Source organism: Pseudarthrobacter sp. S9, from assembly GCF_050156545.1.
GTDB lineage: Bacteria > Actinomycetota > Actinomycetes > Actinomycetales > Micrococcaceae > Arthrobacter.
The window spans coordinates 50704-70331 of record NZ_CP189577.1; the positions used below are offsets into that span (position 1 = coordinate 50704).

A 19628-nucleotide genomic window follows, 5' to 3' on the forward strand; every position below is an offset into this window, starting at 1 on the left:
TCCAGAGCGCGGTGAGCATCCCGGTCTCATGAGGGGGGAAAAGCGCCCTGGGCGACCGAGCGCCGGGCGATGCGCAGGGCCGCGACAAACGAGACCCTGTCCGGGTCGTGCCCTTCTTGGGCGGCGACGGCTGCCATGAGGGTCCGGATGGCGTAGTGGCAGCACAGGTGCCCCCAGATTTCCTGGAGGACCAGGTCCGGGGACTTGGAGCGCAGCACGGCCCGGGGCCCGCGCTGGTGGGTTTTGAGTTCATCGAAGGTGTTCTCGATCTCCCACCGCTGGGCATAGGCCAGGGCAAGGTCCTCGGCGCCTGCCTCCTCCGGATCCAGGATCGTGGTCAGCAACCGGTACTCCTCCGGGTTTTCCCGGCCGTCATCGATCGTGTAGTCAATGACCCGCACCGTCAGCGGCGGGTTGTCCAGGCGGTCCTTGGTCGAGGAAGGATTGATTTCGGCCAGCCAGGATCCATCGGGCAAGGTTTCCAGGTACCGTGGCCGCAGGCTTGTCTTGGTCCGCCAGAGCAGGTCCGCGCCCGTGGCCGAGGCCAGCTTCCAGAGGTGGAATCCGTAGAATCCGCGGTCCGCCATCAGCAGCGTTCCCGGCCTCAATCGGGAGACCAGTTCCCGGGACAGGGTGATTTCCGAGGTGCTGCATGCGCCGATCTCGGCGTCCAGGATCGCGTGGGTGCCACATTCGGCCACGGCCACGACTCTGGCCTGCGGAAACGCGGACTTCTCCCCCCGCCCGGTGCCCGGGCGGGAGAAGAACTCCTCGTTCCGGGGCGTGTCGGCCAGGTCCAGGCAGGTTCCGTCGACCGCCAGCAGGCGCCGCCCGGCCAGGAAGGAACCGGGAGTGCCGGGCGCGGCCAGGGGGCGGACCGCCCGGGTGAACAGGTCGCGCATCGGCTCGTAACCCAGCCGCGCCCTCGCCTGGAAGATCGCGGACTTGCTCGGCGGGGCCCATGATTCCGCGAATCCCGAGGACCAGGAGAGCCCGTCGGTCAGGTGCTCGAACACATCCTCGTAAGAGCCATCGGAATACAAGGCCATGCCGATGGAGAAATACGCCATCACCCGAGCCGGAAGCGCCCTGCTGCGTTGCTGGGTGCGCCCGGCCTCGGCTATCACCTCATCGATCACGTGCGCCGGGAACACCTTCGTCAGCAATCCCACCGAGATAACATCCGGCAGTCGCGTATCAGAGGTTGGTTTCACTTGTCCTGAACGAGGCATCCCACCACGATACCGCAAACAATCTTAACTGAACGGTATTGCTCTTAGCCCGGTTGTGAACGGGGCGGCGGACTTAGACTGGAGCATGACCGGGCCCGACACCGTAGAGCTGGAACGAAAGTACGAAGTCGAGCAGGATGCCCCGTTGCCGGAACTTGTCATGCTCGCGGGGGTGGTCCGGGTCGGTACGCCTGAAGAACAAAACCTGGATGCCGTCTATTTTGATACCCGGGATCTCACGCTGGCCGCCCACGGAATCACGCTGCGGCGGCGCAGCGGCGGAGACGACGCCGGCTGGCACCTGAAACTGCCCCTCGGGGCCGGGGAACGTCGCGAGATGACCGAGGCCGTGGGAAACGACCCCGACACCGCGCCGGGACGACTGCGGCGGCCCGTGCTCGTTCACACACGCGACCGCGCGCTTGTCCCCGTCGTGCGCCTGAGCACACGACGCACGGTTCTGTCCCTGTACGGGCCCGCCGACACGGTCCTGGCCGAATTCTGCGATGACCGGGTGGAGGCCAGCACGGTCCTTGGCCAGCCTGAATCCAGCAGCTGGCGGGAGTGGGAGATCGAACTTGTTGACGGGCGCCGTGACCTGCTTGAGGCGGCAGACACGCTTCTGGCGGCGTCCGGTGTCGCCGCTTCGAGCGTTCCGGCGCTGTCATGACGACCGCTGCCGAACTGTCCGCCCCGGCGGCCGGACAGCCGGGCCCAGGAACTGCGGGAGCCGTCAAGCCATCGGCGCAGTTGGCGTACCTGGCCAGGGCGCTGCGGGCGCCGGTGGTCGCGGAGGTCTATGAACGTCTCGCCGAACGTGCCAGGGCGGAAGGCTGGGCCTACGAGGAGTACCTGGCCGCCGTGCTGGACCGCCAGGTCAGTGCCCGGGCGGCCAACGGCACCCAGCTGCGGATCAACGCCGCGCATTTCCCCGCACGGAAGTCCCTGGAGGAGTATGACTACACCCACAACGTTGGACTGGCCAGGCAGACGATAGCCCATCTGGGCACCACGTCCTTCATCGATGCGGCGGAGAACGTGATCTTGCTAGGGCCGCCGGGAACCGGGAAAACACACCTGGCCATCGGGCTCGGCATCAAGGCCGCCCACGCCGGGCACCGGGTGCTTTTCGATACGGCCGCAGGCTGGATCAGCCGACTGCAGCAGGCTCACGCCAAGGGTGAACTCCCGACCGAACTGGCCAGGCTCGCCCGCTACCCGCTACTCATAATCGACCTATGCCGAGCCCGCAACTATGCCGAGGCTGCTGCCATGTTGGTCTGCTATGTGGGGTGTCGGCCAGTCGCGGGCTCGGCATAGTTACAGGCTCTCGAGGAACGCGAGGACCTTGTCCGGTGGATGGTAGCGGCCGGGGCTCGCGGATGCTGGTGTGGTGAGAGCGAGGGCTTTCTCCTTGATGGTGATGTCGGCATGGACGTAGGCGTCGGTGGACCGGACACCGGCGTGGCCGAGCCAGAGTGCGATCACTGAGGTGTCGACGCCGGCCTGGAGCAGGGACATGGCGCAGCTGTGGCGGAACACGTGCGGGTGGATTTGCCTGCCCGCGAGTGACGGACAGTTTTGCGCTGCAGTTCTCGCGTGCGTGCTGACCCGCAGCGCGACAGCGTCGCGGCTGAGCCGTCGTCCGGTGCGGGTCGGGAACAATGGGTCGTCCGGGAGTCCGGCTCGTTCGGCCAGCCAGACCCGCAGTAAAGCCTCGACGGGGTTCGTGAGAGGGACAGCGCGTTGTTTGCGTCCTTTGCCTTCGCAGCGGACGTTCGCGCCGGTGCCCAGGATGACGTCGGCGCAGTTCAGGCCCGTGAGTTCGGAAACCCGCAGGCCGGTCTGGATGGCCAGGAGCATCAGGGCCCTGTCGCGCCGGCCTTCCCATCTGGACTGGTCCGGGGCGGCCAGGAGAGCGTCGATCTCGGGTGCCGTCAGGAATGTCACGACGCGCTTGTCGAACCGCTTCGGCGGGATGGCGAGCACGCGCTGGATCAGCTGCGCATGTTCGGGGTGACGCAGCGCGGCGTAGGAGAACAGGGAGCGGATCGCGGTGAGGCGGACGTTGCGGGTCCTGACGCTGTTGTGCCGTTCATTCTCCAGATGGGTGAGGAATCCTGAGATTGTGGTCGCGTCCAGGTCGTCCCAGTCCAGTTGTGAAGGCAACTTGCCGGTCTGCCCGTGGATGAAATCCAGGAGCAGCTTCAGGGCGTCGCGGTAGGCCGCGATGGTCCGAGGGCTGGCTTGGCGCTGTTGGGCGAGCCGGTCGGTGAAGAACATCTGCAGTGTCGGTGCGATCAGCGTCATGAGCGCGCTGCCGTCCAGCCGGTGTGTTGGCGTGCCGCGGCCAGGGCGAGCAGCTCCGGTGCGGCCGAGAGGTACCAGTAGGTCGATGCGGGTTCGCGGTGTCCGAGGTAGGTCGACAGCGATGGAATCTTCGCCTGCACGTCCTCCTCGGTGCGGTACCAGCTGAGCAGGGTGCGGACCGCGAAAGTGTGGCGCAGATCGTGAAGTCTCGGTGCCGATGGTGCCCCGGTCCCGATACCGGCGTTGTTGACGAGCTTCCGGAACGTCTGGCTGACGACGGTGTAGCAGAGCCGTTTGTGTGTCAGGGACATGAAGAAGCTTGGCTCCTTCGGTCGCGGATCCAGCTCATCGCGCAGTGCAGCGTATGCGCTCAGTGCCTGTATGGCGGTGCTGTGAAGCGGAACGAGGCGGGATTTTCCGAACTTGGACTCGCGGATCAGCAGCACGTTCCCGGACCAGTCGACATCGCTGCGGTCGAGCTTGATGGCCTCGCCGATCCGCAGACCTCCCGAGGCAAGCAGCCCGATGAGTGTCTCGTAGGTCGCGGCCCGCAGCGGTGAGCTGGCCAAGCGGCGGGCCTTGTTCATCAGTGCCTCGATGTCGGCGGTGGAGTAGATGAATGGTTGGCGCCATCGTTGCCGGTGTGGCATCAGACCCGACGGCGGGATCTCCGTGCCGGGGTAAATGCCGGCCAAGTACCGGGCGAAGCCCCGGGCTGCCGTCATCCGTCGCGGTCCCACGGTCGTCACCTGGCCTGTCGGGGATTGCTGCGCCCACGTCAGTGCCGCTTGGATCGTCACGGTTGGCGATCCGTGAGCGTCGAGGTAAGCCACCAAGCCTGGGAGCAGCCAGCGGGCCTCGGCCAGTTCGTGTCCGAGCGATCGACGCAGCTGCAGGTAATCCGCGAGATCCCGCTCCAGCGCACTCACCGCACGGCCCCCGGCCACGGCTGGGCCACCCGGCGCAGCGCTACCAGGTCAACCTTGGCATAGAGGGCCGTGGTGGCCAGATCCTGATGGCGCAAGACCTGGCTGATCGCTACCAGGCCGGCGCCCCTGCGGAGCAGTTCACCGGCCAGCGCGTGCCTCAGCCCGTGCGGTCCAACCTTGGGCACGCCTGCACGTTTACAGGCCCGCTCGACAACATCACCGACCAAATCGGCACGGATCGGTCCGCGGGGAGCCCGGCAGGTCAGGAACACATGACGGGCAGCAGCAGGGTTCCGTTCACAGGACAGATAGGCTGCCAGGGCTTCGCCGACCTCGGCTGGCAACGGCAACCGGTCTTGTCGCCGCGCCTTTCCGCGGACCACAAGTTCGCCGGACCGCCAGTCCACGTCACGCAGTTCCATCCTGGCGACCTCGATGGACCGTAACCCCAACCGCGACACCAGCATGACTATCGCGAAGTCCCTCACACCGACCGGCGTGCTGCGATCGAAGCTGTCGAGCAAAAGCTGTACATCCTCCGCAGACATCCCCGGCGGCGGAAGGGTCGCGAAACGCCATCCACCCACCGCAGGAACGGACGCCCCCAGACTCAATCCGGTGATGCCTTGCAGGTAAAGAAAGCGCAGGATCGAACGCAGCTCGGCCACCCGGCCCTTCGCCGACCCGGCAGACACCCGAGCGAATTCCCGCAGCAGGAACGCATTGATGTCCGCCCCGGTCAGATCCGCCGGAGCGAACACCCAGCCCGCCGAGGACTCCTTGAGGAAGCGGCGTGCGGTGTTCTCATAACGGAGCACGGTGGTCGGCGAAAGACCCCGCTCCTGGATCATCCACCTTCGATACTGAAGCAGCAGCGCACCCAGCGGCGTCACCAACGGCGTGGCCTCAGGGGCGATGCCCGTCTCCCGCAGGTAGCTCAACAGCGGCACCAACGCACGGGGACCCGGGCTCCTGCTCCGGCCACCCCTTCGCCGGGCAGACTGGAACGCTGCCAACCGTTCCTCGTTCAGATCCTCTGTCCTCAGCCGTTCGGCAGAAAGCCACAGACCAACCTGGCCCAAATCCTTCAGCATGTTCACGATCGTGCCCGGTGTGTAGCCCCGCTTCGCCAACCAAGCCCGATAGCCCTCGACCTGCGGCCCCAGCTGACCGGCCTTCCTTCTCGTTCCCGACACTGCACTTCGCCTCCTTCACGGAAGCACGGTTGCTCCCATGATCAGGCTCCACCCCCGGGAACTATGCCGACACGCGAACGCCCGCCCCGACGAGAAAACCCAGCACCCTCACCCAAATTACCAACCGCCCCTGGATTGCCTCGGCATAGTTGCGGGCTCGGCATAGGTCAATCTATGCGGATATCCGCATAGATTGACGAAGTAGGTTACATCCCGTTCGACGCCGATGCCGCGAATCTGTTCTTCCAGCTTGTCTCTTCCCGCTATGAGCATGCGTCCCTGATTCTGACCTCGAATATGACGTTTTCCCGGTGGGGAGAGGTTTTCAATGACGACATCATCGCCGCCGCGATGATTGACCGCCTTGTCCATCACGCCGAGGTCGTGCCCCTGAAAGGGGACTCCTACCGGACTAAGAACCGGCGCGATCAGCTCGCCAGTACAACCATCAAGGACTAACAAAACTACAGACCCTAGCCCCGTCAAGGGGTCAATTTTAGAACAGCAAAAAGGGGTCAATTTTAGCCAAGCATTGACATCCGGCCAGCACCCGGCGGCGCTGCCCTCGAAGCTTGCACGGGCCCTGGGCACCAACCACCCTGCCGGGCCGGCGGTCCCGCCAAAACCGACGCGCAAAGGCCCGGCCTCGGCGGTGCTTGGGGCCTACATGCAAGCCCAGGTACGGGCGCTGAAAACGCATGATCCAGGCGTGCGCGAAGACCAGCTGGTCATTGTCCTCACGAACTCGAACAACAGCAAGGGCCCAACACTTTTGCTCGCCGCACTTCAGGTGTGGGTGACGAACGTCATCGCCTTGCCTTGGTTTACTGGGAACGGGACCGGCCTCGTCGCCCGGCGACACACCCCGCGCCATGAACTGCCCAGAGCGGACTTCCGCTTCCCCCAGGATGAGGACCACGACGCCGTGAAGGAAGTCGCTGCCAGGTCTTCGGTAAAGACAGGCTGGACCGCGTCGTTCATCGACTACGTCTACTTCTCCTTGTCCAATTCCATGGCCTTCAGCCCGACGGACACCATGCCGCTTTCCGCCCGGGCGAAATCGCTTATGGGGATGGAGGCCTTCGGCGGCTTCGTGCTGCTGGCACTCGTCATCGCCCACGCCGTCTCCCTGCTCGGTCAATAGCGCCCCACCGCGGTGGAGCAGGCTGAAGCATCTGCCGCACGTAGGACGTTGAATTCATCAACAGCCGGCGGGTTAAGGAGCCGACGCTGGCCGGCATTCTGATCGCGTGCCACGCGGTGTGATTGACTGGGCAACAGTGCCCTCTGGCACTGACTGTATCGGCTGCGGCCGGCATGCTGTCGGCCGCCGTGAAACGGAGGATCAACCATGGCAGGTTTGGATAAGAAGTTCGATAAGGCCTACGAGGGCAAGAGCGTGGAAGACCTGGCTAAGGCACCCGTCGGAGCCCTTCAGGGCCTCTCGGATACGGACGCCGAAAAGCTTCAGTCCGCACTCGGGATCAAGACGGTCAAGGATCTGGGCACGAACAAGTTCTTCCTCTGGGCACAGGCAGTAGCCAAGCTTGCCGAATAGCCATTCAAAAACCTGGTTTTGAAGGGGAGCCGGTGCCGTCTCCATTGACGGCCCGAGAGCGCCAGGCATCAAAGGAGGCCCCACTTCAATCGCAACCATGAACAGCAGGTCAGCACCGAAATAGGACCACGGCCTACGGCCTATTTCCCCAACCAGAGCAAAGGGAGCGCCCCGGTATGGACCAGGACGCTCCCTTTCTACTGTGTGTTGGATAGCGGCCAACACTTAAAGCATCGCACAGCGAAGCTGACGCGAGCCAAGAAGTCCCGCATGCAGAAGCCGATCGTTCGCACCCGCACGGTGGAACCCGGTGCCAGGGACGGCCCACACCCGTCGGAGACAGGGACACCACCTGCAGCCCAACGCTCAGCAGCCACGCGGCACCGATAGCGGGGCGCGGCCCGTCCCAGCAGTACGATCAGAATCAGCCAGGTCATCTTTGGAGTGGCTGCGCTGGCCCGGACCCCGCCTTGGTACACCGGGGGCTGCCGGGTTCGCTCCGCTTTGCCCCGAAGTACGCCGCGAATGAAATCACGGCTGCCTGCCCACAACGTGAGCTACCTAAGCGGAAGCGTTTCTCTTACCCGCGATGGACAGATAGGTGACCACTGCCGCGATGCACACGGCGAGGCCCAGACTGACAGGGCCGGTCCCCCAACCGAGACCGCCGCGATCGACGGAAACAGCCGTCCAGTCGGCGAAGGACGCCCCGAGCGGCCGGGTGAGGATGTACGCGAACCAAAACGACGATATCGCCCCTAGCCGGCCACGCCAATACCCAAGAGCAGCCACGCAGATCACCGCGGCGAACACGGCGCCCGAAGCAAGATAGCCAAGGTCCAGGGTGTACGCGGTCATGTCGCCGGTCGCGGTGCCAAGGGCGAACGTGGCCAGGACGGCGGCCCAGTAGTAGGCCTCGCGACGCCGCGTGTCTACGCTATGGATCGAAAGCGTCTTCTCAGACCTGTACCAGAGGAGAAAAACGACTGAGAGTGCGACGAGGAAGAACACCCCGGACACCAGATACGGGACGCCGAGCACGACATGCACCGCGTCGGCAGCCATGGTTCCGAAGATACTGACCATGACCACGGCCAGCCAGTAAACCCATGGAATGTAACGACGCACACCGAACTGCAGAACAAGCGATGCAACCAGCCCGCACCCGCCGAGGCCCAGCGCCACCGCCGGGTCGATCTGATGGACCATGAAGTCAGAAGTGGTTTCGCCCATCCCGGTCGTGAGCACCTTGGCCGCCCAGAACCAGGCCGTGATTTCCGGGACCTTGGTACCGTCCAAACGTGCGGACGCCCATCCCCGGGCCGGTACCCGTACCTCCAGGACGGCAGACGCGGCGCCGTTCCGTAAAATGTCCTGCTGTCTGGAATCTGTCATTCCGCGATTGTGCCCCATAGTCCCTACCGTTACCTGAACATGACGCTGCAACCCGCCCTGGCGGGGAAGAACGGGCTTCCTTACGCGGGAGCTGCCCGGTCGCCGTCGGAACGGGTACCTTCCCACGTCCCAACAGGCTTGAATCACCCAGGCGTCGCCCGCCCTCCCTTTCGCAATACAACGCACCGTGCGGGCCGTCGTTGACGGTCTTCCTGATCGGCCTGCGCAGGCCGCATCCCCCACCTCATTGGCTGCAAGGCAATAAGCACCTGTCATCACCTGGAGGCAACGCATCCCTCCGTGCCTGACTCTGCGCAGCGATTTTCGGCCCTTTTCCCTAGTTTTGTTCTCGCTGAGTGAAGTGAGCTGTGTATTGCGCGGGCTGGTTAGGCACCTCCGAGAGTCGTCAGGAGGTGCTTCAAGACTGTCTGTTCTGTCGCCAGATTGGGAGTGCGCGAGCGAACAGCGGTCAGGACGGGATCGATCTGCTTATCGATGAAGGTCCACGCGGAGCAGTCCGCGGCGTTCAGCGCATGTTGGTTCTTGTCCCAGGCGGTCTCGAGGTCGGTGGCACGGGCCGCCGCAGCGGGCTGGTCGCCCTTTTTGACGAGTGCGAGGGTGTCGGAGGTGATGGTTCGGAACTCGGTGATGTTTGAGGCGGGGAAGTTTGCTTGCGCTGCCGCTTGGGCCTCAGACCGGGTCAGTGCGGCAGTGCCGGCACCACAGCTGGGCGCCGGGCCTTTGTCGGCGACAGGGCTCGTGTGCGGGAGGCTGTTCGTGTAGGCGAGGAGCGCGATGGTAGCGGCCGCGACAGCGGCCAGGATGCCCAGCGTGGTTCGCCGGCGTGCGGTGGGCACTGCTGGGGCTGTCTTGTCGGATGCGCGTTCGACGACGTCGGCTTTGCTGATCGAGAGATACACGACGGTGGAGAAGATCGCGGCGAGGAAGATGATGCTCGTCAGAAGGGTGCCAAGGCCCAGGCCGCCCTCGGCGGCTGTGAGGCCGAGCCAGTCGCCGATGTTCGCGCCGAGGGGGCGGGTGAGGATGTAGGCGATCCAGAAGGCGAGTACGGGGTTGGCGCCGAATCGCCAGAGGGCGGTGACGACGCCGATGAGGACCAGGGGCAGCAGGATCGAGATGCCAGGTCCCCATCCGGTGAGCTCGAGGGTCCAGTCACCCAGGGCCGTGCCGAGAGCGAAGGTCACCAGAACGGCGAGCCAGTAGAAGGCTTCGCGGCGCCCGGTAACAATGCTGTGGATGGAGAGGGTTCGTTCTTTGATGAACCAGATGGTGAAGACAGCGGCGAGCCCTGCCGAGAACACGCCGGCGCTGATCCAGAGGGGTACGCCGGCCTGGTCGATGAGGAGGTCGGTGTAAAGGGTTCCGGTGATACTCATCACGACGACGGTGAGCCAGTACGCGCCCGGGAGATAGCGCCGGAGACGCATCTGAACGGCGAGCACAACGGCAGTGACGACGGTGAAGATGATTGCAGTTGTGACGAGGCCGACTCCGAGGTCCACGTTAATGAAGTCGGCGAAACTCTCTCCGACCGTGGTGCAGAGGATCTTGATGATCCAGAACCAGATCGTGATCTCGGGGACTTTGCTCAGCAGCCGCTTGGTTGAGGGCGGGGATGTCATCTCTCGTGTGCTCATGAACTGCACGTTTCCAGTCGACGCTTCAGCGGAACTGCGAAAGGAAGCAGCTCGGTCTGAGAATTCTCACATGAACGCGCGTGGAGGCCGTTGCCGGCGGCTGAGAAGCGCAACGCAGAGCGCGATGGCGACGACGAGGGCGACACTCACCAGGCCGGTGCTGATGCAGACCATGCCGGGGAGCATCAGATCGAGGATGGCCAGGTCATAGATGTCCGTCTAAGGCGAACAGGGCATCCGGGGCTGACATCCGCGCATCGGCAGGATACCCTGACTCGGTCCACGCACGGCGGAGGTTGTCGACGATCCGATGATCGTCTTCGACAGCCAGATTCCTCTTCGCGCAGCTCCGTTTCCCGGCACCCCTGAGCGCCGGGGTTCGACGCTACTGAACGCGCACGTCGACGGACTGCGAACCGGGGCGTGATCCATAAAGATTTGTTCAGAAAGCGCCACCACGGCGAGAATTGCTCCATGGCTGCACTATCCGACCGTCCCGTCCGCGTTCTGGTCGTCGAAAACGACACCGAGCTCGGCCCTCTCCTCGCCCGCGGCCTCACCAACGAGGGCTACGAAACAGACTGGATCGAAGACGGCACGACGGCCCTGATCACGGCGCAGGCAGAGAACTACGGCATCGCGGTGCTCGATGTGATGCTGCCGGGGATGTCCGGCTTCGAACTCTGCCGGCGGCTACGCGATGCCTCCGGTGCCCTCATCATCCTGATGCTCACGGCCCGAGACGACGTCAGCGACCGCGTGAGGGGCCTGGACGCGGGTGCCGACGACTATCTCACCAAACCTTTCGCGTTCAGCGAACTCGCCGCCCGACTCCGGGCGCTCCGTCGCCGGGAGAGTCTGGCTATCAGTCCTCGGATCGAGGTCGGAGGGCTGATGATCGACAGTCACGACCATGTAGTGCGAGCGGGCGAGAAGGTGGTTCCGCTAAGCCCGAAGGAATTCGCGCTGCTGCGATTTCTGGCCCAAAACGTCGACGAGACGGTGCAACGCGAGGCGATCCTGATGGAGATCTGGGGGACGGTTCAGCACACCAATCCGAATATCGTCGACCAGTACATCAGCTACCTCCGCCGCAAACTCGAACGCCTCCCGACCGGGGTGAGCCTGCGCACCCTACGAGGGGTCGGCTTCGAGCTTGCGCGCGACCGATGAAAGCCCTCAACAGACTCTCCATCCGCGCCCGGATCACGATGGGCACGCTGTTGCTGGCCGCCGTTTTCTTCGGTGGCGTCTCCCTCGTCGTGCGGCAGCAGGTCGATATGATCATGCAGAACGCAGCGTTCGAAGTGCTCCAAAACGACGCCACCCCGTTCGAGACGGCCATCCAGCAGGAGCCGAACGAACCCGGCGATAATCCCGGCGAAGGTCAGCTCGTCGCTGTCATCGATCCCGCCGGAGCCACCCAGACTTCGACACTGCCGGCCTCGATCACCTCGAATATGGCCCTCATCGACCTCGCCGGCACCGGCCCGCAGCAGCTGGTCGCGGGTGGCGCCACCTACCTGGTCGCCGTCGAAACCGTCGAGACCGGCGCCGGAAATTGGACCATCATCTCTGCCCGCAACCAGGAAGAATCCGCTCTGGTCCTCACCGACCTCACGGCCGGCCTCACCCTCGGCCTCGGCGCCCTCACCCTTCTGTTCGGCGCAGTCTCTTGGCGTCTGATAGGGGCCGCTCTCCGCCCAGTCACCCAGCTGCGCCGAAGCGCGGAAGCGATCGTCGCCTCCGACACCGAAGAGCTGCTGCCCGTGGGCCCAGCGAAAGATGAAATCACCGACCTCGCGACGACCCTCAACCGTCTCATCGACGACCTCCGAGCCTCGGCCTCCCGAGAACGACAGTTGGTCTCGGACGCCAGCCACGAACTCCGCACACCACTGGCCGTTCTGCAGGCGCAACTAGAGCTGCTCCGCACCGGCGACCGCAGCAGCATCGACTCCGACATCCTCGCCGCCGAACGGGCAACCACCCGCCTCACGGAACTCGTAGAGAGTCTGCTCGAACTATCCCGCCTAGATGCTGGACGCCCGCCAACACCAACCACCGTCGGCGCCCTCGTCGACGAGGCCGGCGGCGCAATCGACCGAGCGCGGCTCCGCGCAATGAGCGACGACGTCGAGATTGACCTGATCATGCCCGACCACGCCGACCACGCCGCCCCGATCGCGATGCCTGCACTTCTCTACGGTCGGGTGCTCGACAACCTGCTGTCGAACGCCGTCCGCGCCCTCGACGGGAAAGGACAGATTACCGCCACCATAAGGCTGGATCCCCCCCACCTCATCACCTTCGTCACCGACAACGGGCCTGGCATCGATCCGGAGTTCCTTCCCCACGCATTCGACCGATTCTCGCAAGAAGACAAAGTGCGCGGCACCGCGAACGGCTCCGGTTTGGGTTTAGCAATCGTCGCCGCCGCCGCAGCCTCAGTCAACGGCACCGTCACACTCGAGAACGCAGCCGACTCCGGCCTTATCGTGCGACTGACGATCCCCGTAACCCAGGAACGCCCCGACCCTCTTCGAGAGAACTTAGAGGCGGGGCCGAATAATGCAACTGCACCTGCCTTGGATAGCAACAGTCCCTCGAGGACGGGGAACGGCAGTTAAATCCGGAATCCGCGTTGTTCCTCGGCCACAGTGCGGCTCGCCGACGAAACACGGCGACATTGCCCAGCTGGTGGTGAGACTACCGACTCTTCGTGTGCCAGGAGAACGCAGTCATTTTTTGCCGACCCGAAAGGGGTCAAAAGGCCCAGGGGGCAGCGCCAATAAGAACCGTAAATATGTCACGACAGCCAATCGTTTCGCTCGATCTTTCTCCGATAGGTCATTGACACGGCCAGGACCCGAAACCGGCGGATTACCTGCACAACTGGGGTCCTCATGTGCCGTTCAGGCCGATCAAAGATTCGAGCTCCGAGATCGGGTTGGGGACACGCTTAGGGTCTCCTGTCACTCACGGAGACCTGTCACTGAAGCGAGCCCTGAGGCCCAGGCACAGCTGCGACGTGAGATCGACTGCTCCAAAATGAGCGGACCCCAACAAAGAGAAAAGGCGAGAACCATGAGCACACCCGCAGCACCCTCCACACGCCATCGCGGCCGCCACCGGCTGTCCACGGCCCTGGTCCTGGCCCTGACCGTCCTGGCCATGATCACCGGCACGGTGTCACCGGCCAGCGCGGCAACCTCCACCACGGAAAACCTTGACGTGCCCTTGAACGGCACGTTCACCCTGCCCGGTCTGGGGACACTGACCCTGTCCGGCACCGCCCACCTGGTCATCAGGCAGTTCCCAACTGACCCGATCGAGCCAGCAGTGACGAGGATCAACACCAACCTGATCCAGGCCTTCGCGGCGAACGGGACCCGCAGCTTCAGGGTCATCGGCGCCGAAAAGACGCAGTTCGCCCCCGCGTCCACCAAGTCCTTCACCCTCACCTACCGGCTCCAGCCGCTGGACCCGGTCCTGCCCGCGGACCCGATCAGGCCCACGGTGTCCATCCGGTACTCGCTGGCGTTCGACAGCACCGGGGTCGTTACGGAGGCAGGAGCCGCCGCGGTGAACCCGAACTTCTAACCGCCGTTCAGCCCACGCAGGCAGGAGCCCCTCCCGGGCGAGCGTGGCGCGGTTCCTGCCGCCGGGTTCGGCACGGTCCGGGGCGCCTCCTGTTCCGTGGCGCCACTTTTCCTTCGGTCCGTGATTCCGTCACGGTACACACGCCGCCGCAGCTCCCGCCTTCGCCGGCCTCTGGTAGCGCTACCGATGGTTTTCGTTCCGATGTTCCCCACGGGCCCATACGGGCTCGAATTTCTTCCTCCGTATATGGGGCACAATGCTGCCGTGGGGTCGTAAGAGTGTTCCGGTCGGAATGACGGTCGATTTGGACGAGACCACAATGGGCAGCATCGTGAAGGTCCGCGCCTACGACATGCTGGGCTGGTACCTGGATGCCGGGACTAACCTCGTCCTCAAAGAGGAATGCCAACGAAAGATGGCGGTACTTACCGACCTGGCACGCAAGGCTTTGAACTCGAAGGTCTGACGGTCAATTGTAGGGACAATCGCAGGGTGAGCTGAATTTGGTTCAGACCGTTGTCGCGTCTTGAACCAAGACCGTCTAACGGGACGGTCAGGGCGGGCGGCGGTTCGAGAAATGTTTCGCACTTCCTCATGGGACAGGCCCGCGCGCACGCGGGCCAGCAGTATCCGAAGAGGAGTCATCCGGGGCATCGTCGAAGAAACGCCGAGCCCGCGGCAGCCAAAGTGGGCCGATGAGGACAATCGGGACCAGGAAGATCAGCCACTTCCAAGACGGCGGCCAGGAGAAGCCGAATCCACACAGCACGACGGTGTAGCTCAGGTAATAGCGGATGTTTCGATCGCCGTCTGTGAGGGTTTGTACGAAGCTGGCGCCGATCACGGAAAGTAGCAGCAGGATGAATCCGAAGAGCCAGGGAACCCATGCCGGTTTCGGTTCTGTCGCCATTTCTAAGATGGCCAGAACGCCAAGAATGTCCATCACTGCTATGGCCGCCATCAACGCCCAAACAGCGAAGAGCACCTCGAACGGTGGCTTCCTTCCCTCCTTCCGGGCACTCACCGGGCCTCCGTTCCGCTTGCCATGACCAGAGCGTAAACCATAGTCATGTCCCAAAACAGCCCATCCCGAAGACGGGCTCCGGCCGCCCGAATACCGTCGGATGGGCGCTGCGCGATAGGCCCACATCGAATCGTCGAGGAGCCGGCCCCGGTTCCTGCCATGTGAAAGCTTCCGTTGCCGCAAGGGCAAGCTGAAATCCGGAATCCCGGCTCGGGAGCCAACCGAGAAAACGACCGCTGAGGGTTCCCTGCAACGGCACACTCGCACGCGAGGGCGTGACTCCCAGGATCCCCTTCTCTAACGATTTTTCACGTGAAAACTGCCCCGGATTGGCCCCTCATACGGACGGCTTCGGCCACAGGGCGCCAGCCGAGTTCGCTCAGCCGGCCGGCGGGACAATACGTTCGGGATGTTTGGGGTCCTTGCCGCGCTCCCGCCAGTACTCATCTCGTTGCCACAACGAAAACCGAGTCACCTTGATGCCCATCACAACGACCGCAGCACCGATGAGGATGAGCTTCGTCCAAAGCCACGGTTCAGTGTCAATTGGCAAGAAGTTCAGGATGGTCATGACCAACAAGCAGGTCCACATCCAGTAGATGACGCGACGGAGCCTGCGTTTCACCTCAGGGCTTGCTCCGCCAGGAGGCCAGCCGGTCATTTTGGAGGATTGAGACGGCATGAATGAACTGAACCACGAACTGTGAGAATCCGATAGATCCTTCGTTGCATTGGCGGGTCCCCGCACCTCCAAACTAGACTGCCCGCATTCGCTGGCGCTGGTCAGCAGGGTCGTGGGCGGTCCTGGATCAGGCCGTCTCGACGGTCCTGAATCAAGTTGACATACTCAGGGCGGGGAACGCCTTGCGCTTCCGCTGCGGAGAATTCATGGCTCACCGTATCGCTTCCGATTCCTAATGACGACGGTTGTTGACCTTAAAATGACGGCTTTTCACTGGTAGCCCATGATGACGGTTTGCCATCCTGGCTGTGTCAACCTGTTTGGAGCCCACCAGGACGGCTAGAACGGTACCCATCGACGAGTTTGCTGGGTGCTGCTGGTGATAAGTCGTATCATCACAACCAAGACAGGATCGACAAACAGCCCGCCCGTTTGGTTACTTGTTAGGAGCTCACATGCTCAGGAGACCGTACAACTGGCAACCGGGCATTGTGGCCGGCAGGGGCTCCGTTCTTCTGAGCGGAGCCGGCTGCAGCCTCAACTTCGCTGAGGTTTACCCCTTTGGTTTATGGGTTCAATTGAGTGTCAGGTTTAAGGGCCCGTTGACAATCGAGCAGCAGCGGGAAATCAATCGCCAGGTCGGCGCCTATCTGCGGAACTCTCAGGCCGAGAGCCCTCAACTAACTGTTGATCAAGAAAACTCCGGGCGCTCCACTGCTGAAATTATCACGCATGAGGGGCACAATAACTTCTGGACCATCTCATTTTGGGTTGATCACGACGTCGCAGCAGCAGCATTGTCAATTGTGTTCACCTGGACGGATCAGGATATTGAAACGACGTTCTCAGTCACGGGCGAAGACATCGAAACCGCCCTGACCGATGCGACAGAGCTTTGGAAGACATCATCCATGGAGTACAGCACTTTCTGAGCATGGGCATTAAAACCACTAGGACTGCTGCTGTCTGGTGTGGGCTAATCGGTGTGTCGGAATATTTCCACGGCTTCGCGGCGGCCGCCTACGATGCCGCGATCGAGAGTGCATAAACGCCGTCGACCGGGCATTTCTGGTTCGGAGGCGCAGAACACTTCGCTGAGAGTATCCCCAATCGCATTGTCTCAAGCGCCGCCGGGCCATACATTGAACATGGTCGAGGAGAAAGCCGGGACAGATGAGCCGCAGCAGCGCCGGAGGCAGTTCCTTACGGATGAGGCAGCGCCGTGTCACCCGGCTGGCCACTGTGATCCTTGCGCTGACCGCGCTCACCGGATGCCAACCGACACCCCCGCCCGGCGGTGCCACAACGACGGGGCCGAGTTCCTCCTCCGGACAATCCAGTTCAGAATCAGGCAGCGAATCTGCCGGTACCGGGTCCTCCAATTCCTCGTCCGGCACGAGTTCTTCCACGGGCTCCACAGCATCAGGAAAAGTGGGGCACGTGTTTGTGATCAATCTGGAAAACAAGGGCTATGACAATGTCTGGGGGTCCGGATCGCAGGCTCCGTACCTGGCCCAAACGCTGCGCAGTCAGGGTGTGCTGCTGACCCAGTACTACGGCATCGCCCATTACTCCGCCGGAAACTATCTCGCGCAGATCTCCGGCCAGGGATCCAACGCCGATACGCGCAAGGACTGTCCCACCTTCTCCCCACTCAGCTCCAGCGGAACTGCCGCCCAGGGCCAGATCCAGGGGACCGGCTGCGTCTACCCGAGCTCGGTTCCCACCCTCGCCGGCCAGCTCACCTCAGCCGGGAAAACCTGGAAGGGCTACATGGAAGACATGCCCACGCCCTGCCAACACCCGGAACTGGGAGCCAAGGACAGCCACCAGGGCGCCAAGATGGGCGATCAGTACGCCACCCGGCACAATCCATTCGTCTACTTCCGAAGCATTACCTCCACCGACTGCCAGAGCAACGACGTGAATTACAGCCATCTGACTACCGACCTGGCCTCGGTCCAGACGACACCGAACCTGTCCTACATCGCCCCGAACCTGTGCAACGATGGCCACGACTCACCATGCGTCGATGGCCGTCCGGGCGGACTCGCCAGCGCCGACGCATGGCTGGAACAGCAGGTCCCGACCATCCTGAACTCGCCGGCCTTCAAAAAGGATGGTGTCCTCGTCATCACCTTCGATGAGGCCGAGGGCAACGCGACGGGGCCCTCCGGGATACCGGGAGGCACAGCCGGCGGCCGGATCGGGGCGCTGCTTCTTTCGCCCCTGATCAAGGCCGACACCACCTCGGAGACGATGTACAACCACTACAGCCTGCTGGCCAGCATCGAAGACATCTTCTCGCTGCCCTACCTCGGCTACGCCGGAGCACCCGGGCTGAACCGCTTCGGATCCGACGTCTTCAACGCCCGGCCCTAGCCCGCACCCGTACGGCGGTCTGACGTCGTCGCGGAATAGCAGTCGCAGCAACTGCTCGACGATGCCGTGCGGGGTCGCCGCGAGCTGGCTGTCGGCGGAAGCTTTCTCATCCCGCCATTCTTTGAGGTAACGGGTGGCGTCGGCGTTGGATACCGCGGCGGGCCTCGCGGACGCTGGACACGGTCGGACTGTGCTCCGCACTGATTATCCCGGCGGCGAAATACACCCGATCCCTGGCAGGGACTGAAGGCATAAGGCAGAATTCCTAAATAGTAGTATTCCTACTACTACTATTACGACTACCTCTGCCGCTTTTTCTCAGCCCTGAAGCTCTCCGAACCCACCCGGGTGAAATGCCTAGGTAAAAATTGCGAACGATGGTTCGGGGCTTTGTGGTTGGCAAGATTTGATTGTGGTGCTGGCGAGTCGTTCGCGCCGGTTTTTTGGTCCCGGTAGGAAGCGGCCGCCCAAGGTGGGCTCAAGTCAGGCTGCCAAAGTGGTCTCAAATCAGGTTGACATTCCCAAACGGGTTGCCTTCCCATCACACGGTTGTGGTGATAGGCAGCAGCGAGTTCTGGTGAAGGAACCGCCGGAAATGGCGCGCTTCGGCGCTAAGCCAGGATGGCCGGCTAAATGTGGTGTTTTTCGTGATATTTCTCGTCGTACGTTTCTTCTCGAAGCTCGTCGCGCGGGAAGCCTCCCGGAAGCGACCCCTCGGCGAGGCCGAGCAGGACGAGGCGGCGCGGCGGTGGCCCGCCGTCGGCCGCGACCACTGATGTGGTCACCGACGGGGGAGTCGGTATGTTGGCTATTGCCGGCTGAGCCCTACCAGCCTGGCAGCCGTCCCCGGCTGACTCGCAGCGCTCGGGCAATCGCGAGCTGCCCTTCCCTTCAGGGGTCAGTTGCCGCGCGGCTGCCAGCCCGTCCCTGGTGCGCTCCACAAGGATTTCCCGCTCCAGCGTGGCCACGTCGGCCATCACGGTAACTGTAGCCGCCGTCTCGCGCTGGCTCACCTGGGCCGCCCGAGACCTGCCGACGATCTGCCCGGCGGTACCGGCCTGCTCGGCACCGCCGCCACCGCCGGCGGCCTGGTTTCCGCCGCCGCCGGCGTCCTCTCCCCCTCTACTTCCGCTGGGAGAACGCCGGCTGGGTGATCCCGATCGGGAGATTCTCCGGATACCTCATCGGCGGCATCGCCGGCGCACGTCTCGCCCGCCCGCCGCACACACGCTGACGCACCCACCCGCCATCCGAGGAGGAACATCATGACCGTCACGCTGAACCACACCATCGTCCACGTCCGCGACAAAGTGGCCTCGGCACGCTTCTACGCCGAAATCCTCGGACTCCCCGCCGCCGAGCCGTTCAGCCACTTCATGGTCCTGTCCCTGCGCAACGACGTCTCGCTCGACTTCCTCGACCTGCGCCCCGACATCTCGCCCCAGCACTACGCGTTCCTCGTCTCCGAAGACGAGTCCGACGAGATCTTCGAACGGATCAAACAGCGCAACCTCGACCACTGGGGAGACCCGGGGCACCACCAGCCAGGCAAAATCAACACCAACGACGGCGGCCGCGGCGTCTACTGGTCCGATCCGGACGGGCACAACCTCGAGATCCTCACCCGCCCCTACGGCGGCTGACGCGACCACCCAGCCG

General features: G+C 63.5%; 20 protein-coding genes and 1 pseudogene. 12 read left to right on the forward strand and 9 right to left on the reverse strand.

The features are described 5' to 3' along the window. Positions 1-26 precede the first annotated feature (26 nt). A complete protein-coding gene (locus ACQCSY_RS22235) occupies positions 27-1232 on the reverse strand; it encodes an IS4 family transposase (protein WP_427136499.1) in 1206 nt (401 codons plus the stop codon). A gap of 85 nt (positions 1233-1317) precedes the next feature. Between ACQCSY_RS22235 and ACQCSY_RS22240 the strand changes: the two genes are divergently transcribed. Together ACQCSY_RS22240 and ACQCSY_RS22245 are read left to right on the forward strand one after the other, a co-directional pair. Then, the gene (locus tag ACQCSY_RS22240; RefSeq protein ID WP_427136501.1) at positions 1318-1902 is read left to right on the forward strand and encodes a CYTH domain-containing protein; all 585 of its coding nucleotides are present in this window, start codon (positions 1318-1320) and stop codon (positions 1900-1902) included. Next, the gene (locus ACQCSY_RS22245; protein ID WP_427136503.1) at positions 1899-2552 is read left to right on the forward strand and encodes an ATP-binding protein; all 654 of its coding nucleotides are present in this window, start codon (positions 1899-1901) and stop codon (positions 2550-2552) included. Before ACQCSY_RS22240 ends, ACQCSY_RS22245 begins: the two co-directional genes overlap by 4 nt. Here ACQCSY_RS22245 and ACQCSY_RS22250 read toward each other — a convergent pair whose 3' ends face one another. Genes ACQCSY_RS22250 through ACQCSY_RS22260 form a run of 3 tightly spaced genes read right to left on the reverse strand, consistent with a single transcriptional unit; the run spans position 2553 to position 5667 of the window. Continuing rightward, on the reverse strand, positions 2553-3542 hold the full coding sequence (locus ACQCSY_RS22250; RefSeq protein WP_427134905.1) for a tyrosine-type recombinase/integrase: 990 nt from the start codon (positions 3540-3542) through the stop codon (positions 2553-2555). Next, on the reverse strand, positions 3539-4471 hold the full coding sequence (locus ACQCSY_RS22255) for a tyrosine-type recombinase/integrase (RefSeq protein ID WP_427134903.1): 933 nt from the start codon (positions 4469-4471) through the stop codon (positions 3539-3541). Before ACQCSY_RS22255 ends, ACQCSY_RS22250 begins: the two co-directional genes overlap by 4 nt. Further along, a complete protein-coding gene (locus ACQCSY_RS22260) occupies positions 4468-5667 on the reverse strand; it encodes a tyrosine-type recombinase/integrase (RefSeq protein ID WP_427134901.1) in 1200 nt (399 codons plus the stop codon). The genes ACQCSY_RS22255 and ACQCSY_RS22260 overlap by 4 nt, the downstream gene beginning before the upstream one ends. A gap of 192 nt (positions 5668-5859) precedes the next feature. On the opposite strand from ACQCSY_RS22260, the pseudogene ACQCSY_RS22265 reads away from it, so the two are divergent. From ACQCSY_RS22265 to ACQCSY_RS22275, 3 genes and pseudogenes are all read left to right on the forward strand, one after another. Beyond that, positions 5860-6126: pseudogene (locus tag ACQCSY_RS22265) on the forward strand (ATP-binding protein); the annotation flags it as partial. Between the two features lie 73 nt (positions 6127-6199). Beyond that, positions 6200-6811 (forward strand): hypothetical protein, encoded by a 612-nt coding sequence (locus tag ACQCSY_RS22270; RefSeq protein ID WP_427136505.1) that lies wholly within the window; start codon positions 6200-6202, stop codon positions 6809-6811. Between the two features lie 207 nt (positions 6812-7018). Next, positions 7019-7225: a hypothetical protein gene (locus tag ACQCSY_RS22275; protein WP_427135274.1), complete on the forward strand. Its 207-nt coding sequence runs from the start codon at positions 7019-7021 to the stop codon at positions 7223-7225. Positions 7226-7786: 561 nt separating this feature from the next. Here ACQCSY_RS22275 and ACQCSY_RS22280 read toward each other — a convergent pair. Then, a complete protein-coding gene (locus ACQCSY_RS22280) occupies positions 7787-8620 on the reverse strand; it encodes a hypothetical protein (RefSeq protein WP_427136507.1) in 834 nt (277 codons plus the stop codon). 386 nt (positions 8621-9006) lie between these two features. Next, on the reverse strand, positions 9007-10278 hold the full coding sequence (locus tag ACQCSY_RS22285) for a hypothetical protein (protein ID WP_427136509.1): 1272 nt from the start codon (positions 10276-10278) through the stop codon (positions 9007-9009). A gap of 474 nt (positions 10279-10752) precedes the next feature. On the opposite strand from ACQCSY_RS22285, the gene ACQCSY_RS22290 reads away from it, so the two are divergent. The 4 genes from ACQCSY_RS22290 to ACQCSY_RS22305 all read left to right on the forward strand — a co-directional run bounded on the left by ACQCSY_RS22290 (position 10753) and on the right by ACQCSY_RS22305 (position 14347). Further along, positions 10753-11451, forward strand: coding sequence for a response regulator transcription factor (locus tag ACQCSY_RS22290; protein WP_427136511.1), 699 nt, complete (start codon positions 10753-10755; stop codon positions 11449-11451). Next, complete coding sequence (locus ACQCSY_RS22295; protein WP_427136513.1) at positions 11448-12908, forward strand: ATP-binding protein; 1461 nt, start codon at positions 11448-11450, stop codon at positions 12906-12908. The genes ACQCSY_RS22290 and ACQCSY_RS22295 overlap by 4 nt, the downstream gene beginning before the upstream one ends. 457 nt (positions 12909-13365) lie before the next feature. Further along, positions 13366-13881 carry a hypothetical protein gene (locus ACQCSY_RS22300; protein WP_427136515.1) on the forward strand — a complete coding sequence of 172 codons (516 nt, stop codon included), beginning with the start codon at positions 13366-13368 and terminating at the stop codon, positions 13879-13881. A gap of 292 nt (positions 13882-14173) precedes the next feature. Then, positions 14174-14347 (forward strand): hypothetical protein, encoded by a 174-nt coding sequence (locus ACQCSY_RS22305; protein ID WP_427136517.1) that lies wholly within the window; start codon positions 14174-14176, stop codon positions 14345-14347. 126 nt (positions 14348-14473) lie between these two features. Here ACQCSY_RS22305 and ACQCSY_RS22310 read toward each other — a convergent pair whose 3' ends face one another. Continuing rightward, positions 14474-14866: a hypothetical protein gene (locus ACQCSY_RS22310; protein ID WP_427136519.1), complete on the reverse strand. Its 393-nt coding sequence runs from the start codon at positions 14864-14866 to the stop codon at positions 14474-14476. 418 nt (positions 14867-15284) lie between these two features. Beyond that, positions 15285-15476, reverse strand: a complete 192-nt coding sequence (locus ACQCSY_RS22315) for a hypothetical protein (protein WP_427136521.1) — start codon at positions 15474-15476, stop codon at positions 15285-15287. A gap of 566 nt (positions 15477-16042) precedes the next feature. Here ACQCSY_RS22315 and ACQCSY_RS22320 point away from each other — a divergent pair. Both ACQCSY_RS22320 and ACQCSY_RS22325 read left to right on the forward strand, forming a co-directional pair. Further along, the gene (locus ACQCSY_RS22320) at positions 16043-16519 is read left to right on the forward strand and encodes a hypothetical protein (protein WP_427136523.1); all 477 of its coding nucleotides are present in this window, start codon (positions 16043-16045) and stop codon (positions 16517-16519) included. Between the two features lie 508 nt (positions 16520-17027). Next, the gene (locus tag ACQCSY_RS22325; protein WP_427136525.1) at positions 17028-17969 is read left to right on the forward strand and encodes an alkaline phosphatase family protein; all 942 of its coding nucleotides are present in this window, start codon (positions 17028-17030) and stop codon (positions 17967-17969) included. 629 nt (positions 17970-18598) lie between these two features. On the opposite strand, the gene ACQCSY_RS22330 is transcribed toward ACQCSY_RS22325, so the two are convergent. Continuing rightward, on the reverse strand, positions 18599-18982 hold the full coding sequence (locus ACQCSY_RS22330; RefSeq protein WP_427136527.1) for a hypothetical protein: 384 nt from the start codon (positions 18980-18982) through the stop codon (positions 18599-18601). A 252-nt stretch (positions 18983-19234) separates the two neighbouring features. On the opposite strand from ACQCSY_RS22330, the gene ACQCSY_RS22335 reads away from it, so the two are divergent. Continuing rightward, positions 19235-19612: a VOC family protein gene (locus ACQCSY_RS22335; RefSeq protein WP_427136529.1), complete on the forward strand. Its 378-nt coding sequence runs from the start codon at positions 19235-19237 to the stop codon at positions 19610-19612. Positions 19613-19628 lie beyond the last annotated feature (16 nt).

Excerpts from the sequence above, each read along its gene's own strand:
- ACQCSY_RS22235 (WP_427136499.1), bottom strand. The coding sequence starts at position 1,232 with ATGCCTCGTTCAGGACAAGTGAAACCAACCTCTGATACGCGACTGCCG.
- ACQCSY_RS22240 (WP_427136501.1), top strand. The coding sequence starts at position 1,318 with ATGACCGGGCCCGACACCGTAGAGCTGGAACGAAAGTACGAAGTCGAG.
- ACQCSY_RS22245 (WP_427136503.1), top strand. The coding sequence starts at position 1,899 with ATGACGACCGCTGCCGAACTGTCCGCCCCGGCGGCCGGACAGCCGGGC.
- ACQCSY_RS22250 (WP_427134905.1), bottom strand. The coding sequence starts at position 3,542 with ATGACGCTGATCGCACCGACACTGCAGATGTTCTTCACCGACCGGCTC.
- ACQCSY_RS22275 (WP_427135274.1), top strand. The coding sequence starts at position 7,019 with ATGGCAGGTTTGGATAAGAAGTTCGATAAGGCCTACGAGGGCAAGAGC.
- ACQCSY_RS22280 (WP_427136507.1), bottom strand. The coding sequence starts at position 8,620 with ATGACAGATTCCAGACAGCAGGACATTTTACGGAACGGCGCCGCGTCT.
- ACQCSY_RS22285 (WP_427136509.1), bottom strand. The coding sequence starts at position 10,278 with ATGAGCACACGAGAGATGACATCCCCGCCCTCAACCAAGCGGCTGCTG.
- ACQCSY_RS22290 (WP_427136511.1), top strand. The coding sequence starts at position 10,753 with ATGGCTGCACTATCCGACCGTCCCGTCCGCGTTCTGGTCGTCGAAAAC.
- ACQCSY_RS22295 (WP_427136513.1), top strand. The coding sequence starts at position 11,448 with ATGAAAGCCCTCAACAGACTCTCCATCCGCGCCCGGATCACGATGGGC.
- ACQCSY_RS22300 (WP_427136515.1), top strand. The coding sequence starts at position 13,366 with ATGAGCACACCCGCAGCACCCTCCACACGCCATCGCGGCCGCCACCGG.
- ACQCSY_RS22305 (WP_427136517.1), top strand. The coding sequence starts at position 14,174 with ATGACGGTCGATTTGGACGAGACCACAATGGGCAGCATCGTGAAGGTC.
- ACQCSY_RS22315 (WP_427136521.1), bottom strand. The coding sequence starts at position 15,476 with ATGACCATCCTGAACTTCTTGCCAATTGACACTGAACCGTGGCTTTGG.
- ACQCSY_RS22320 (WP_427136523.1), top strand. The coding sequence starts at position 16,043 with ATGCTCAGGAGACCGTACAACTGGCAACCGGGCATTGTGGCCGGCAGG.
- ACQCSY_RS22335 (WP_427136529.1), top strand. The coding sequence starts at position 19,235 with ATGACCGTCACGCTGAACCACACCATCGTCCACGTCCGCGACAAAGTG.